The sequence below is a fragment of the Reichenbachiella sp. genome, assembly GCF_965223055.1.
Taxonomy (GTDB): Bacteria; Bacteroidota; Bacteroidia; order Cytophagales; family Cyclobacteriaceae; genus Reichenbachiella.
Genome location: NZ_CBDCVM010000005.1, coordinates 393,442 through 409,907, shown reverse-complemented (window position 1 = coordinate 409,907; position 16,466 = coordinate 393,442). Strand labels below are relative to the sequence as shown.

10 protein-coding genes are annotated in these 16,466 nt (G+C 41.7%); 9 read left to right on the top strand and 1 reads right to left on the bottom strand.

Features of this window, described 5'->3' with window-relative positions:
• Window positions 1-227 precede the first annotated feature (227 nt).
• The 8 genes from ACOQO5_RS04695 (at window position 228) to ACOQO5_RS04660 (ending at window position 8,707) form a co-directional block, all read left to right on the top strand.
• Window positions 228-959 (top strand): type III pantothenate kinase, encoded by a 732-nt coding sequence (locus ACOQO5_RS04695; protein ID WP_420580531.1) that lies wholly within the window; start codon window positions 228-230, stop codon window positions 957-959.
• The gene (locus ACOQO5_RS04690) at window positions 946-2,232 is read left to right on the top strand and encodes a hypothetical protein (RefSeq protein WP_420580530.1); all 1,287 of its coding nucleotides are present in this window, start codon (window positions 946-948) and stop codon (window positions 2,230-2,232) included. Before ACOQO5_RS04695 ends, ACOQO5_RS04690 begins: the two co-directional genes overlap by 14 nt.
• 88 nt (window positions 2,233-2,320) lie before the next feature.
• Window positions 2,321-3,613, top strand: a complete 1,293-nt coding sequence (locus ACOQO5_RS04685; protein WP_420580529.1) for a hypothetical protein — start codon at window positions 2,321-2,323, stop codon at window positions 3,611-3,613.
• A gap of 94 nt (window positions 3,614-3,707) precedes the next feature.
• On the top strand, window positions 3,708-4,250 hold the full coding sequence (gene lptC, locus ACOQO5_RS04680) for an LPS export ABC transporter periplasmic protein LptC (protein ID WP_420580528.1): 543 nt from the start codon (window positions 3,708-3,710) through the stop codon (window positions 4,248-4,250).
• Window positions 4,251-4,418: 168 nt separating this feature from the next.
• Window positions 4,419-5,702, top strand: coding sequence for a hemolysin family protein (locus tag ACOQO5_RS04675; RefSeq protein WP_420580527.1), 1,284 nt, complete (start codon window positions 4,419-4,421; stop codon window positions 5,700-5,702).
• Window positions 5,703-5,787: 85 nt separating this feature from the next.
• Complete coding sequence (locus ACOQO5_RS04670; RefSeq protein ID WP_420580526.1) at window positions 5,788-7,896, top strand: SurA N-terminal domain-containing protein; 2,109 nt, start codon at window positions 5,788-5,790, stop codon at window positions 7,894-7,896.
• Window positions 7,897-7,976: 80 nt separating this feature from the next.
• Window positions 7,977-8,237: a DUF493 family protein gene (locus ACOQO5_RS04665; protein ID WP_420580525.1), complete on the top strand. Its 261-nt coding sequence runs from the start codon at window positions 7,977-7,979 to the stop codon at window positions 8,235-8,237.
• A gap of 59 nt (window positions 8,238-8,296) precedes the next feature.
• Window positions 8,297-8,707 carry a hypothetical protein gene (locus ACOQO5_RS04660; protein ID WP_420580524.1) on the top strand — a complete coding sequence of 137 codons (411 nt, stop codon included), beginning with the start codon at window positions 8,297-8,299 and terminating at the stop codon, window positions 8,705-8,707.
• Between the two features lie 235 nt (window positions 8,708-8,942).
• Here the strand turns inward: ACOQO5_RS04660 and purB are convergent, their stop codons facing one another.
• A complete protein-coding gene (gene purB, locus ACOQO5_RS04655) occupies window positions 8,943-10,298 on the bottom strand; it encodes an adenylosuccinate lyase (protein ID WP_420580523.1) in 1,356 nt (451 codons plus the stop codon).
• 423 nt (window positions 10,299-10,721) lie between these two features.
• Here purB and ACOQO5_RS04650 point away from each other — a divergent pair, with 423 nt between their 5' ends.
• Complete coding sequence (locus ACOQO5_RS04650; RefSeq protein ID WP_420580522.1) at window positions 10,722-16,241, top strand: alpha-2-macroglobulin family protein; 5,520 nt, start codon at window positions 10,722-10,724, stop codon at window positions 16,239-16,241.
• Window positions 16,242-16,466: the final 225 nt, after the last annotated feature.

Sequence of the window (16,466 nt, the reverse complement as noted above, 5' to 3'; positions counted from 1 at the left end):
CTAAAGAATAAATGAGGGCAATTATATTAAATCTGAACCGATCATTTTAGTTTCAAGATGTAAATTTTTAAATCTTCTCATAGCAGGTTCCTAACAATGTAATAAAGATATTATCTGTTCAGATAAAACCAAACGTGTAGTATTAATATTTTACAATTATTGTACGTAATAAGTTCTCCCATTAATTTCACAGTATAGAAAAAGTACAATAAGTCTTGCCATAGAACATGAATGATAACTCTCCTAATATAGCCATAGACATCGGCAACTCTTCTATCAAAGTGGGTCTTTTTAGAGAGGGGTTGCTAGAAGAGGATTGGGTATTTCAAAATGTTGAGGATATAACTCATTTGGTAAATGAAATTCAACCTTCACGGATCATTGCCTGTTCTGTTGCAGGTCATGAACATTCCCTTAAGGAAAAATTACCTGACTCAGAGATATTTATTTTAGAAGCCAGCACACCTATTCCCTTCGAGAATCATTATAAAACAAAAAACACACTTGGGGTGGATAGAATTGCTGCACTTGCTGGTGCAGAATGTATCAATAACAGTAAGAATAACTTAGTGATAGATATAGGCTCATGCATTACCTATGATTTTTTGGATAAAAAGAACTTATACCATGGTGGTAGTATTTCTCCAGGTATTGATCTTAGATTCAAATCAATGAATAATTACACTAAAAAACTTCCATTAATCTTTAATTACGATTCACATGAATTGATTGGAGAAAGTACAGAACAAGCCATGGTTAGTGGTGTCGTAAACGGTGTATTAGCAGAAATTGATGGGATAATAAGTCGCTATCAGTCCAAATGGCCTGATTTAGAAGTGATTATGTGTGGCAGAGCAGCAAATAGTTTTGAATCTAAATTAAAAGCAACCATCTTTGCATCCCCTAAATTGGTGTTGATCGGATTGAACAGGATATTGGAGTACAATGAGAAGAGTTAAATGGATGATGATTGTTGCAGCTTTTTTAAGCTGCAAATTTGTTTTAGCACAGCACAGTTACTCCCCGTATTCATCCATTGGAATTGGGGATTTGAACGATATGAGCCTTTCGAATAATGATGCAATGGGTGGCATTGGGATAGCTAGTCCTTCGGTATGGCATATCAACAATATGAACCCTGCACTACTTGTTTACAACTCATTTACAGTATTTGAAATAGGAGTTGAAGCAGAAAACAGAACTGTATCAAACGATTTCAATTCTGTCAAAGTAGGAAGTGGGGGGTTTAAGTACTTGACATTCGCTTTTCCAATCATTAACGGTAAGTGGACTTCAAACATAGGCCTTATGCCTTATAGTTCTGTGAACTATAGTTTTTCTGCAAGAGAAGATGTGCCTAATACAAATGTAGATGCCATTATAAACTTCGAAGGCAGCGGAGGAATCAATCAAGTGTATTTTTCAAATGGTTATCGAATCACTAAAGAATTTTCAGCAGGGCTAAGACTGTCTTATTTGTTCGGATTAGTCGAATCAAGAAATGCAACATACCTAGAAGGAGAGGGCATACAGCAACAGTTTCCTACAGGTGTCTATGAAAAAACAAACTTTTCTACTTTCGATGTCGGCCTGGGATTATCCTACAGTAAAAAAATATCGGACAACGACCTTTTGAATTTTGGTGCCATATATGACCTGGGAGGAGATATGGGAGGAAAAAGATTGGAACGACTGGAAGTAGAGTCAACCACAGGGGCTACAGTACAAGGTGATACCTTAATCAATAGCGAAACAGGATATTACCACCTACCTTCAAAATTAGGCCTTGGTTTCTCTTGGCAAAAACTAAACAAACTAAGCATTGGCCTGGATGTAAAAAGGTCATTCTGGAATAAAAGCGCAGGATTTACCTTTGACAACTCAGGAATACCTAGTGATAGCGAAGAATATAGAAGTACATGGTCGGTGGCTTTGGGCTTTGAAATTATTCCCAAGTACAATGATGTAAATAGCTACTTGAAAAGAATAAAATATCGAATAGGATTGGACTTCAAACAGGAGCCCTATGTAATATCAGGAAAGTCAATAAACAATTTTGGCATCAATTTTGGCTGGTCTCTACCAGTCAAGGGCGTTTCTGCAGTTAATATGGCCTTTAAATATGGGCAGCGCGGCGAGACAGAAGGGACCCTCGTAAAAGAGCAATATTTCAAATTTGTTCTTGGAGCAACGATCAATGATCGCTGGTTTGTTAGAAGAAAATACAATTAATTATTATGTTGCGCTTTCTTTTGTGAAAACCAACCGGCTTTGAGGCTGTTTTTAGAAAAACGGAGAAAGACTATTAAAATTAAAAAATATGAAAAAGCTAGTACTATTAGGATTATTTATTGCGGTAAATACGATCTCAATTGCACAGCAGGGGTGGAAATGGCCTGAAGACGTAGAGACGGCTAAAGAAAAAAATGCACTTTACGTTGATGCCGTTAAAAGCAAGCAATTTGCAACTGCAGTAGCACCGCATCAATGGTTGTTAGACAATTGTCCTGACCTAAATAAATCCTTATATATAAATGGTGCCAAAATATATGAAGGGCTAGTAGATGCTGAAAAGGATGCTGCAAAAAAACTCGAATATCAGGAAATGGCACTCAAGATGTATGATGAAAGAATCAAATATTTTGGAGATGAAGCCAACGTTCTAAACAGAAAAGCTTTCTCAGCATACAAATATTACAAAGGCACTAAGTCTAAGTATCAAGAACTGATGACCCTTTTCGACAAAACATTCGAAATGAATAAGGCCAAAACATTGGATAATAACTTGATGGCCTACATGGATGTAGTCAGAAGATACAAATTGAGTGGCGGGGCGATCACCGATGAAGAAGTGATTGATCGATACGGAATGATCTCTGACGTAATTGATGGCAAAATTGCCAAAGGCAGAAACGTTCCTCGTTTAGAAAAAATCCAAGCCAATGTAGACAAGCTTTTGACCGCTACTGTGACCGTGGATTGTGCGTTTGTTGAAGACAAACTTGCTCCTAAAATGAGAGAAAGCCAAGATCCAAAAATGGCTAAGAAAGTGTTTCAACTCATGCTTACTGCAAAATGTTCAGACAGCCCTACTTTTGTAGAAGCCGCTGAATTGGTTTACAATAGTGAGCCTGCATTTGGACTAGCGAAAGTTATCGCAATGAAACATGCTTCATCTGGAGATATGGGTAAAGCAGGAGAGTATTATGCACAAGCATTGAACTTGACAGAGGATAACCTTAAAAAATCTGAAATCTATATGAGCATGGCGCAGATGTATGCTTCTAATGACAACAAGTCGGCAGCTAGAACCAACGCTAGAAAAGCACTGGCTAATGACCCTTCTGCTAAAAAAGCATATTCCATTATAGGAAATCTTTATATGCATAGCTACAAAGAATGTAGAGCTGGAGTAAGCAAAGTAGATGACCGTTTGGTGTTTATTGCTGCGTACAATCAGTTCAAAAGAGCTGGAGATTCTAAAGCGATGACTGCTGCCAAAGAGCAGTTTCCTTCTATTGAAGAAATCTTTGAATTGGGACTTACAGAAGGCCAGTCAATGACTGTTGGTTGTTGGATCAACGAAACAGTTGTTCTCGAGAGAAGACCTTAGAAATAGAAAATATTTACTGATGAGAAGCACTCTGGAGGTGGCAAGCCCTTCAGAGTGCTTTTTTATTTTTGTATAAATGATGACTTTTGCTTCGATGAAGAACGTAATGATTGTTGTTTGCATAATTAGTTTTTTTGCCAGCTGCAAGGAGCAAAAGAAAATAGACCACGAAATCTACGACGGGCCAGAAGTGGCTATGCGCAATATTGACATGTTGGTATCGGACTCTGCCATTATCAAACTTCGGTTAGTTGCACGTACGCAATTAGTGCTATCTAATGAAGATCGTGATTTTCCAGATGGTATCTATCTCAGGTTTTATAGTCCAATTGGGCTTGTCACATCTACACTTGTTGCAGATAAGGGTTATTACTTTTCCAAAGAAGATTATTACAAAGCTGAGGGCAATGTTATTATGAGAAGTCTATTTTCTGGAGACGAATTATCTACAGAACTACTTAACTGGGACCCGGAAAAGGAGCAGATTTATACAGACAATTTTGTGACCATTAAAACACAAGATGAGGTGATGACTGGAGAAGGCTTAGAAGCCAGTCAGGATTTCGCAGAATATACCATACTAAAACCAAGTGGAGTGATGTCTATCATGCCGACGCCAAACACTCCAGTTGAATAAACACTATGAGCCTTTTACAGATAATTATTCTTACTTTTTCGGCCGCGCTGTTTCTTATTGGTCTACACCAAACTATGACGCTAGGTTTCATGCACTCTTACTGGATTTTTATGGTAAGTATTTCTCTTATACTTTTATACAAATTAAGAAAAGACAAGAAATAGTCAAATGGATCCATTTCTGGTAAGTGTAATTATTGTGTGTGTCTTTTTTTCCGCCATGTTTTCAGGGCTGGAGATTGCATTCATCACGACCAACAAACTACACATAGAACTACAAGGCCAACAAGGAACACTATCTGCCAGAATACTATCCAAGTTTGCTCGAAAACCATCAAACTTTATTGCGACTACCTTGATAGGAAACAACCTGACTCTGGTGATCTATGGTATTTTCATGGCCATGTTGCTCGACCCTTGGTTGGTGCGGGTACTTCCCACTCAGTTTTCAAATGACATTTTGATTCTGTTGCTACAAACTATTATTTCAACAATAATTGTCTTATTCACAGCAGAATACATCCCAAAAAGTATTTTCCTAGTCAACCCCTATCGATTGTTGTCCTTTTTGGCTGTTCCATTTTTGATCATTTATTACATCCTTAGCCCTGCAGTTTTTCTGATAGTTTTTGCGAGTAAATTCTTCATTGTCAAACTACTTCGCCTCAATTATTCAGATGAAATCCCTGTTTTTGGTTTAACTGACCTAAACAATTACATCAAAAAAATAGCAGCTGACCGAATAGATCAAGCCGAACAAGATGTAGATACAAAATATTTTAATAATGCTCTTGATTTCAAGACTGTTAAAGTACGCGAGTGTATGATACCTCGTACTGAAATAATAGCCATCGATGTCAATGCAAGTATCGAAGAGTTAAAAAATCAGTTTATAGAGAGCGGCCATTCCAAAATCATCATTTATAACGAGTCTATAGACGATGTCATTGGTTATTGTCACTCCTTGGAGCTTTTTAAAAAACCAACCGACATTAAAAGCATCTTGACTAAAATTATCATTGTGCCAGAAACCATGGCGGCCAATGAATTGTTGCTCCAGATGATCACCGATCATAAAACTTTGGCTTTGGTAGTAGACGAATACGGCGGCACATCTGGTATTGTCAGTATCGAAGACATTATTGAAGAGATCTTTGGCGAAATACATGATGAGCATGATGAGAGTGATTTGTTGGAGGAAAAACTAAATGATCAGGAATATATCCTCAGTGCTCGGCAAGAAATCACCTATCTAAATGAAACCTATAATTGGGTGCTCCCCAAAGGAGATTTCGATACACTAGGTGGGTTGATTTTATCAGTCAATGAGAATCTACCAAAAAAGGGTCAAATTATTGAAATAGAAGGGTTTTCTATGGAAATTCTTTCAATGGAAGAAGCAAGAATCGAAAAGGTTCGCTTAAAAATAAATCCACCGAACTTAACTCCGTGACAATCAATTTCCTAAGCATAGGAAAAGTTTTGATATTAACATCAGTCTTGCTTATTTTGCGCTTCGTTTTAAACAATTTTATACAATGGCAGCAATAAATACGCTAAGAGAGAAGGGGAGTAAGATCATTGTTTTCCTAATTGGATTTTCAATCGTGGCATTCGTGGGCGCCGACCTATTAGGCCCGAATTCAACTTTACTTGGCAATTCTAAAACTAATGTTGGCGAGATCGCTGGCACTACAATTTCCTATCAGGACTTTCTTGCTAAGCAAGACGAGATAGAATACAACTGGGCACAGTCTAATAGACGGACACCGACCTCAAATGACTTAGTTGGCATCCGCAATCTCACCTGGGATGCACTTGTTGCCGAGTACGCTTTCAAAAACGAGTTCAACTCCATCGGTCTAGATGTTTCTGACGAAGAAATTGTTGACATGGTGCAGGGAGAAAATATCAGCCGTGAAATCAGACAAGCTTTCACCGACCCAGAAACTGGCGAGTTTAGCAAGGACAACGTGATCACTTTTTTACAGAGTCTTGGAGAGCAAACTCCGGCACAACGTGCAAACTGGTACAACTTCGAAAAGAACTTAGGACCAGGAAGGTTAAGACTGAAATTTGACAACTTGTTGATCAAAACGAACTACGCCACTGAAGCGGAAGCCAAGTTCAAGTATCAAAACGAATCGAACACTGCCGAAATCAACTATGTGTATGTGCCATTCTTATCTATGGCAGACACAGCTATCGAGGTTTCAGACAGCGAACTGAGCACTTACCTAAGTGATAATGAAAAAGAATACCAAAGAGACGAATCTAAATCTTTGAAGTATGTTTCATTTGATGTGGTTCCTTCAGCCAATGACACCGCTATGGTTGTTGAACAAATTGAGCAGCTTAAAGCACAATTGATCAGTACAGATAATGATTCAACATTTGCAGTGGTAAACTCGGACGCATCGGACGCATTTAGAAATTACACACCAGGACAACTTCCAGCAGTTTTCCAGGGAGAAGATGTTGTAATGGGATCAGGTGCTTTCGTTGGCCCTGTAGTAGAAAATGGCAGCTATGTGATTTACAAAGTAGCCAGCATGAGACCAAGCGATACTTATTCTGCAAGAGCCAGTCACATTCTTTTCAAGTGGGCTAGCGACAGTGATGCAGAAAAAGCGAAAGCTAAAAAAGAAGCAAGAGACGTCTTGAGAAAAATCAAGAATGGTGCTGACTTTGCAGAAATGGCAAGATTACATGGTACAGATGGTACCGCTTCTAAAGGAGGGGATTTAGGATGGTTCTCTGATGGGGCAATGGTTGCTCCGTTCCAAGAGGCTGTTTATGGTGCTTCGAGAAAAGGAGTGTTGAGCGATGTTGTTGAAACGCAGTTTGGTTACCACATCATTGATGTAACTGAAACCAAAACAAACGTAGTTTACAAAATCGCGAAAGTGGCCTTAGAGCTTTTCGTAAGCGACGATACAAGAAACAAGTACTATAGAGATGCTGAGCAGTTTGCGTTGAACGCTTCGAACATTGAAGAATTCGAATCAACTGCAAACGAAAAAGGATTATCTATCAAAACTGTAACAAGAGTTAGTAAGAACGATCGAAGAATCACTGGAATAGTTGAAGGTAGAAGTATCGTTTATTGGGCATACAATACCGCTAGCCTAGGAGATGTATCTGATGTATTTGAAATAGATGATCAGTACGTTATTGCAGTGATAACTGGAGAACAAGAAGAAGGCCCTGCTGATCTTGAGTCTATAAGGTTTGAAATCACTAAAAAAGTAAGAGATGTGAAAAAAGCGACCATCATTACTGAAAAACTGAATGGGTTGTCTGGAACAATGGATGAAATTGCAGCCGGATATGGAGAAGGTGCTAAAGTTTACAATATGCCAGCTCTTAAATTGAGCAGCAATTCATTGAAGAGTGTTGGATTAGCTCCTGAAGCAGTAGGCGTGGCATTCTCAATGGAAAACGGGGAGACGACAAAACCTTTTGCCGTTGACAATGGAGTAATAATTATCGAAATGGTGAATAAGATAGAAGCTCCTGAAATCTCTGACTATGAGTCGTACCGCACACAAGTGTTGCAGCAGCGTCAAGGGCGAGTGGCTTATAGCACAGACCAAACGATCAAAGAATTAGCAGAAATCAAAGACGAAAGATATAAATTCTTTTAGTCAATAAATTTTTTAAATTTAAAGTCTCGATCCCGATTCCGATAGCTATCGGAATCGGGATCGAGACTTTTTTCGTTTATATGGACCATTCGACAGACTCCTTCAAAGAAAAATTAGACAGTACACATAGCTTCCCAACGCTATATGTCTATAAGTTTATAGTAAAGCCTGATCAGGTGGAGCAAATAGAAAAGCTATTCCCAAAACATGAGGTAGTACAAAAACCGTCAAGCGGAGGAAAATACATCAGTACAACAGTCAAGGTGATGGCGGCTTCTAGTGATGAAATAATTGGGCATTATAAAGAAGCCGCAAAAATCGAAGGAATAATTTCCCTTTAACGCACTATCTACTTTGGTATTCAGTTTATATCTTGTCTTGTTAATTGATTAATCTGAAAATGAAGCCCTATCTTCTTCTTTTATTTATTGGTTTGCTCTTTGGAAATATAGATGCCATGGCGCAAGATCCTATTGAAGAAGATTTGCCCACCCGAAAGGTGAATAAAAAAGTAAAGGAGAACAAGAAAAGCAATTTCCCAGAGGAAAAGTCCTATCGCTACATTTATGTAAAAGATGGAGGAAAGGTACTATTTGGCAATCCATGCGCACTGCAAGTGACTCACAAAATGGGCTTCGAATATGGCATCGAACACAGACCTGAGCCTGGCTTTGGCCCATGGTGGCGCAGATTTAGAACAAACACCTCTACCAAAACCATCCTTTTCTTCACCAAAGGGCCCTGGTGGAAAGCCACGGTCAACAAACGCTTCAAAGCCTGCGCCATGACCAGCGGAGATCGCAGGGGGTAGTTGCACCTATTCGCGGGCCTGTCCCGCAACCTGCAAGAAATAACAGCAGTATCCAAAACATATGCCGCAATAAATGCGGCAAGCAAAATGTTAGCCGTTATTCCCTTTGCTCGTCAAGGGAATTGCACTTCATATCAAAGAAGGAGTTTTCCCCCTTAGAAAAAGGGGGTTAGGGGGATTTAAGGTTTTCCTCGTTTGCAACGAGGTTATCCGAAAAAAGCGTTTATAACACGACCTATCCCAAAGGATTAATCCCAGTATAATTAAACGGAGTAATAGCCTTCAACTGCTTCTTCAACTCATCCGAAACGTCCAATGTGTCTACGAAATCCTTAATCACCTGATGTGTGATCTCCTGATTGCCACGAGTCAAAGCCTTCAAAGCCTCATATGGCTCTGGATAGGCCTCTCTTCTCAATATGGTCTGAATAGCCTCAGAGACTACCGCCCAATTCTGATCGAGATCATATTCTATAGCATGCTGGTTCAACTCCAGCTTACCTATGCCCTTCTCCAATGACCGCAGCGCGATGAAAGAGTGGCTCACCGGCACTCCCACATTTCTTAGGACCGTAGAGTCAGTCAAATCTCTCTGCAATCTTGAAATAGGCAATTTGCCAGATAAAAAATCATAATTAGCATTCGCAATTCCCAAGTTTCCTTCCGCATTTTCGAAGTCGATAGGGTTTACTTTGTGTGGCATGGCCGATGACCCTACCTCCCCTTTTACAATCTTCTGCTTGAAGTAGCCCATAGAGATGTACTGCCAGATATCTCTAGCAAAATCAATCAAGATCGTATTGATTCTCTTTAGATTATCAAACAAAGCAGCCATATCATCATAGTGCTCGATCTGAGTTGTAGGATAGCTTCTTCTAAGTCCCAAAGTGTTGTCCACAAAATTGTTGGCAAACTTGATCCAATTGATTTCTGGATAGGCAATGTGGTGGGCATTCATATTACCCGTAGCACCTCCGAATTTGGCACCATATCTCACACCATCCAGCATATTGATCTGCTGCGTCAATCGCTCATGGAAAACCAAGATTTCTTTGCCCAGCATAGTCGGTGAAGCTGGCTGACCGTGTGTCTTGGCCAACATCGGAATGTCCTTCCATTCTTCAGCCAAGCCCATCAAGGTGTCTGTAATTTTATTGATCAATGGCAGGTACTCTTCCTCAATCGCATGTTTCAATTGCAACGGAATCGCCGTATTGTTAATGTCCTGCGAAGTCAGACCAAAGTGGATGAACTCTTTATGTTCGGCCAATCCTAGCTCATCAAATTTCCCTTTGATGAAATACTCTACAGCCTTCACGTCGTGGTTAGTAGTTTTTTCAATATCCTTGATCGCCTGTGCATCGGCTTCAGAAAATTCCACCACTATCTGTCTCAGCTTTCCAAATACAGAAGTGTCCCCATCTTTCAATTGAGGCAAGGGGTGCTGACAAAGCGCAATGAAGTACTCTACCTCCACATGAACCCGGTATTTAATCAATCCGAATTCAGAAAAATACTCAGCCAACTGAGCGGTATGTCTTCTATATCTTCCGTCTACTGGCGAGATCGCCGTGAGTGCATTCAATTCCATCCTTTGTGTACTTAGTATGAGCGGCTTGCGCCAATTTTATTGGACGGCAAAATTAGTGAAATAAGACTAGAAGCGGAACCTCCTTTTGGTCATTTCGGAAGGAATTCGACAGTAGTCGAAAGACTGAAGAAATCTTCGAAAATTCTATTTGCCACGATAGACCTTGCATCAACTTTTTCTTATCGTTTTACTCACCTTTAAATGAATAGCAAACCCATATGAGGATAACTCCCTATCAGCAACATTTCCAAAGTTCGGAACTTTGGAAATGTTCAGGGTGAAGTTTCAACACCAATCCCCTCGCCTTGGCCCGTGTCCCCACGGGCTCTCTACGCAGCGTAATTTTAAAACTTATGCATCCTCTTGTTTGCATTCGCCTTCAATCCCCTATTTTTAAGCGCATTTTATCATAAGCAATCAACCATGAAAAAAATCCTCCTCGCCTTCACGGCAGCTCTAGTCATTTTTAGCTGCTCAAAAAAAGACAATCCAATAGAAGGTCCTAATTTCGACCAAGCCAAAAGTCTGTTCGTAGATTATATCTCAGCATACACTTCAGGCGTGATCTCGGCACAGTCGAAGATCAAAATCAAAATGGCCAAACCGCTAGAAGAGGTCAAACCAGGCGCAGTGGTCTCCTCAGAGCTTTTTGAATTTGAACCTAGCCTGCAAGGCAAGGCTTATTGGGAAGACAATCGCACCATCATATTTGAGCCCGCTGAAAAGCTGCCTAACGGAGCCAGTTATACAGCCAAGTTTGACTTAGCAGAAATACTGCCAGATTCCAAAGACAAAGGCGAATTCAAATTTGCTTTCCGTACGATCCCACAAAACTTCGATGTCAAAATGCTGGGCATGGCCTTGTACGACTCAAAGGATTTGTCTAAAGTAAAACTGAATGGGCAAGTACAAACCGCCGACGACGTGGACAATAAAGCAGTAGAGCAGATTCTCAGCGCTGCTCAAAATCAGAATAATCTGTCCATCTCCTGGACGCATACATCACCCACCCGTCACTCCTTTATTATCGAAAATGTGAAGAGAGGGGAAAAGCCAAGTGAAGTCAACATCGCCTGGAACGGTGATAAAATTGGAGTGAAAGAATCCGACGATTTGGATTATGAAATTCCTTCTATCAATGATTACAAAGTGCTCTCCGTGAACATTGCGAGAGGCTCACAGGACTACATCTCGGTTTTGTTTTCAGACCCATTGATGCCCAAACAAAACCTGAAAGGTTTCATCACACTAGGCAGCAACCAACCCAGATATGTCATTGACCAAAACGAACTAAAACTCTACCCAACTGCCGAAGTGGAAGGAACCGTCTCTCTTAAGATTTTTTCCAAAATCAAGAACTCGGCAGGCTACACACTCAAGGAGGATTTCTCTAAGGAATTAGAATTGACTCAAGCCAAGCCTGACGTGAGAATGGCCGCGAATAGTGGAACCATCATTCCTAATTCAGAAGGTCTAATTATACCCTTTGAAGCTGTGGGGCTAAAGGCAGTAGACGTAACTGTGGTTCAAATATTTGAAGACAACATCCTGCAATACCTGCAAGTCAACAGCATGGGCGACGAATACGAACTGAACAGAGTAGGTCGGCCAGTAGCCCGAAAAACCATCAACCTTTTGGAAACAGGCGTCACTGACTTAAACCAATGGAACCGCTATACGCTAGACATTGCAGAGTTTACCAAAGTGCAGCCTGGAGCCATGTATCAAATCAAATTAGGATTCCGAAAAGGACAATCCGCTTACTTCTGTCCCAATGCGGAAGAAGGAGAATTAGAGAATCTGGACAACTGGGACAATACCGAGGAAAACAGCAATTGGGATAATTATGAAAACTATTATTCCTACAACAATTACAACTGGCGCGAACGAGAAAATCCTTGCCACGATTCCTACTACATGTACAGAAGTTTGCCAACTAAACTGGTGCTGGCTTCTGATTTGGGCTTGGTAGCCAAAAGAAGTGATCACGGAGACCTCCACGTATTCACCACCAATATGCTCGATACAAAGCCACTCTCAGATGTGAGTCTGGCAGTTTATGATTATCAACAACAGGCGATTGGCTCTGGTATGACCAACAATGAAGGTCAAGCAAAAATCAAGATCAAGGGCAAACCCTTTTTGCTGGTTGCTAAATCGGGCGACCAAATGGGCTATCTCAAAATAGATGATGGCAGCTCTTTATCTCTCAGTAATTTCAATGTCACTGGTCAGAAAATTCAGAAAGGTGTCAAAGGCTTTATTTATGGTGAGCGAGGCGTCTGGCGGCCAAGCGATGACATCTATCTCACTTTCATTTTAGAAGACAAAGAGAATGTTTTGCCAGATGGCTACCCAGTAGTTTTAGAATTCAACAACCCACAAGGACAGCAAGTCAAAAAAATTGTAAAGACGGAATCAATCTCCGGGATGTATGCTTTCCAACTCTCCACCGCAGCTGACGCCCCAACGGGTAGCTGGCAGGCCGTGGTTAAAGCTGGAGGTGCCACTTTCTCTAAGTATTTAAAAATAGAAACCATCAAACCCAATCGCTTGAAGATTGATCTCGACTTCAAAAGAGATCGATTGACGGCACTGGACGAAACAATTTCTGGAGACCTTAATGTAAAGTGGCTACACGGCGCAACAGCCGGCGGACTCAAGGCGGAATACGAAATGTTTGTGTCTCCAGTCAAAACTACTTTCGAAGATTACCCAGGTTTCAGTTTCGATGATGAGTCAAAATACTTTTATGCAGAAAGGCAGGAGGTGTTCTCAGGCAGATTGGATGCCAACGGCTTCGCCAAAGTCAACCTGGATCTGTATGTAGAAAATAATCCTCCGGGAGCACTCAGAGCTACTTTCAGTGGCAAAGTTTACGAAGAAGGGGGCAACTTCAGTATCGACCAAGTCAGCATTCCCTATTATCCATATACCTCTTTTGTAGGATTGAAGGCGCCTGAAGGCGACAAGCGAGGGATGCTACTAACCGATGAAGATCACAACATCCGAATAGTCTCCGTAGATGCCAAAGGCCAACCCGTGAGCAAACAAAATATAGAGGTGGAGCTGTACAAGCTCGATTGGCGATGGTGGTGGGACAACAGCTATGACAACATCGGCAACTATGTAAGCCGATCCTACAACACACCGCTACAAAGCACTACGATCAACACCTCTAACGGCCAGGGCAAATGGGATCTGAAAATTGAATACCCGGATTGGGGCAGGTACTATGTGAAAGTAACCGACCCAGAATCAGGTCATAGCGCAGGGCAGGTAGTATATGTCGACTGGCCAGGCTGGGCTGGAAAGGGCAAACGTGGCGATGCCGGAGGCGTAAGCATGCTCAACTTCGAAGTGGAGAAAGAAGATTACAAAGTAGGTGAACCAATCAAGCTAACCTTCCCGAGTACAAAAGGAGGAAGAGTGTTAGTTAGTTTGGAAACTGGTAAAAAGATCATCCAATCTTTCTGGGTAGAAACAGAAGAAAAATCCACGGCTATTCAGTTTGAGGCCACTTCGGACATGTCGCCTAATGTGTATGCGCACATCAGTCTGATCCAACCACATGCTCAAACGGCCAACGACCTGCCGATTAGAATGTACGGAGTTCAATCTATCAAAGTAGTAGATCCCAACACCACATTGAAACCGCTGATCGCTATGCCCAAGGAATTGAATCCTGAGCAGACGTTTGAAGTGAAAGTAAGTGAACAAAACGGCAGAACTATGGCATACTCGGTAGCGATGGTGGACGATGGTATTTTAGACCTTACTAAATTCAAAACACCTTCTCCCTGGGAAACTTTTTATGCTAGAGAAGCACTAGGCGTGAAAACCTGGGATTTATATGACGACGTGATAGGCGCCTATGGAGGAAAGCTGGAAAGACTCTTAGCGATTGGTGGAGATGCACCACTAGAGGCGCAAGATGCCAAAAAGGCCAATCGCTTCAAACCTGTAGTAAAGTATCTAGGGCCATTTCAACTAGAAGCGGGAGAAACCGCCACGCACAAAATCACCATGCCACAGTATGTAGGCAGTGTACGCACCATGGTGGTAGCCGCACATGAAGGCGCCTATGGATCTGTAGAACAAACAACTCCTGTTAAACAAGGAGTCATGGTTTTGGCCACGCTACCTAGAGTGGCAGGCCCTGGTGAAGAAATGGATTTGCCTGTTACCGTTTTCGTGAATGACGCTAAAGTCAAGCAAGTCACAGTTTCCGTAAAGGAAGAAGGGCAGTTGAAATTGATTGGTCAAAAAAATCAATCCCTAGCATTTGATAAGCCAGGAGAAAAAGTGGTTTACTTCAAAGTAAAAGCCGCTGAAGCCCTTGGTTTCGCCAAAGTCAGTGTCAGTGCCAAAGGCGGAAATATTACAGCGAATAATGAAATCGAATTAGATGTGAGAGCATCTAACCCTGAACTCGTGGATGTTCAGGATCAGCTCATTTCGGCCAACGAAAGCTGGACTGCCAGCTATGCACCCCTGGGCATGATGGGCACAAATGGCGGACTGATTGAGCTTTCGTCATTGCCTTCGTTGAATCTGGAGCAAAGACTACGATACCTGATCCGATATCCGCATGGCTGTATAGAGCAAACGACTTCTTCGGTTTTTGCACAGTTGTATTTAGAGGAGTTTGTTGCGTTGTCAGATGAGCGCAAAAAGCAAATCGCCTCCAATATCAATGCGGCCATCCAGCGCATGAGTAGTTTTCAAACCGTAAATGGTGGGATGTCTTACTGGCCAGGTCAGGTAGAAGAAAGCGACTGGGGCACCAACTACGCTGGGCACTTTTTACTGGAAGCGAAGAAGAAAGGGTATGCAGTTCCAGAAGGACTGCTGAGCAAATGGACGAAATTCCAAAAGCGACAAGCCAACCAATGGTCCAAAGGAGGCAGAAGAGACAACGATTTGATTCAGGCTTATAGGCTTTATACATTAGCTCTGGCAGATGAAAAGGCACTGGGAGCCATGAACCGCATGAAAGAGATGGACAATATCAGCACTGTGGCCAAATGGCGATTGGCCTTAGCCTATGCGCTCGCAGGACATAAGGGCCCTGCCGAAACCATGATCGATGGACTGTCTCAAACGGTAGAAAAATATGACAGGCCCTCTTATACCTATGGTTCCAGACTTCGTGATCGCGCCATGATATTGGAAACGCTGTCGGTGCTGGAGAGAAAAGAAGAAGCTTATACGATACTGGAAGAAATCGCACAGCACATGGGCGACAAAGACCGATGGATGAGTACGCAGACAACCGCTTACAGCTTGGTAGCTATAGCCAGCTACACCAAAGGTGCGGAATTGAACCAAGCCATGCAGTTTGAAGTGAACGTAGGCAGTGCTGTGGCGAGCTTCCAAAAAGGAAAATACGTCACGCAAGTTCTCATTGATGAGAAAGAAAAGTCGCAGCCTGTGGTGATCAAAAACAAAGGTGGTTCGCCACTATATGCTCGTCTTATTCGCACAGGAATTCCTTTAGGAGGAAATGAAACCGCTGGGGCTCAAAACATAAAAATGACTGTGAGCTATAAAGACCAAAATGGAAAGTCTTTGTCAGTTTCTGACCTAAATCAAAGTGCCAATTTTACTGCTCAGGTAACAGTACATCACCTGGGCGTAAGAGGAGAATACAAGGACTTGGCGTTGACTCAAATATTCCCATCGGGTTGGGAAATCATCAACAGTCGATTGAACTATACGCCAGATGCAGGAAACGGAGATCAGCCCGATTATATGGACATTCGAGATGATCGTGTGATGCAGTACTTTGATTTGAAACCTAATGAAAAGAAGACATTCGAAGTCAAACTCAATGCTTCTTACAAAGGCAAATTCTATCTACCTGCTGTGGCGATAGAGGCGATGTATGATAACTCTATCTATGCTCGGACTGCAGGGCAGTGGGTGAAAGTAGTAGAGTAAGAGCATCTATTTTAAACCGTCATTCCCCGGTTTATCTGGGGAATCCGTTCGGCTCTGATGCTGGCGCGCTTTTGCAAAGCGTGCCTATTTTCCGTGGCAATTGTAATGCCAAGAGTCGCCAAATTAGGGCAAATTGACAACAGATAAAATGCTTGATGTAGTCGCATTACAAATACTTGAATAGATGAGGCACGCTTTACAAAAGCGCGCCAGCTGTCCCATTAA

Bases quoted from the DNA above. Each gene is read 5' to 3' on its own strand.
- ACOQO5_RS04695 (WP_420580531.1), top strand. From the start codon at position 228: ATGAATGATAACTCTCCTAATATAGCCATAGACATCGGCAACTCTTCT.
- ACOQO5_RS04690 (WP_420580530.1), top strand. From the start codon at position 946: ATGAGAAGAGTTAAATGGATGATGATTGTTGCAGCTTTTTTAAGCTGC.
- ACOQO5_RS04685 (WP_420580529.1), top strand. From the start codon at position 2,321: ATGAAAAAGCTAGTACTATTAGGATTATTTATTGCGGTAAATACGATC.
- lptC (WP_420580528.1), top strand. From the start codon at position 3,708: ATGAAGAACGTAATGATTGTTGTTTGCATAATTAGTTTTTTTGCCAGC.
- ACOQO5_RS04675 (WP_420580527.1), top strand. From the start codon at position 4,419: ATGGATCCATTTCTGGTAAGTGTAATTATTGTGTGTGTCTTTTTTTCC.
- ACOQO5_RS04670 (WP_420580526.1), top strand. From the start codon at position 5,788: ATGGCAGCAATAAATACGCTAAGAGAGAAGGGGAGTAAGATCATTGTT.
- ACOQO5_RS04665 (WP_420580525.1), top strand. From the start codon at position 7,977: ATGGACCATTCGACAGACTCCTTCAAAGAAAAATTAGACAGTACACAT.
- ACOQO5_RS04660 (WP_420580524.1), top strand. From the start codon at position 8,297: ATGAAGCCCTATCTTCTTCTTTTATTTATTGGTTTGCTCTTTGGAAAT.
- purB (WP_420580523.1), bottom strand. From the start codon at position 10,298: ATGGAATTGAATGCACTCACGGCGATCTCGCCAGTAGACGGAAGATAT.
- ACOQO5_RS04650 (WP_420580522.1), top strand. From the start codon at position 10,722: ATGAAAAAAATCCTCCTCGCCTTCACGGCAGCTCTAGTCATTTTTAGC.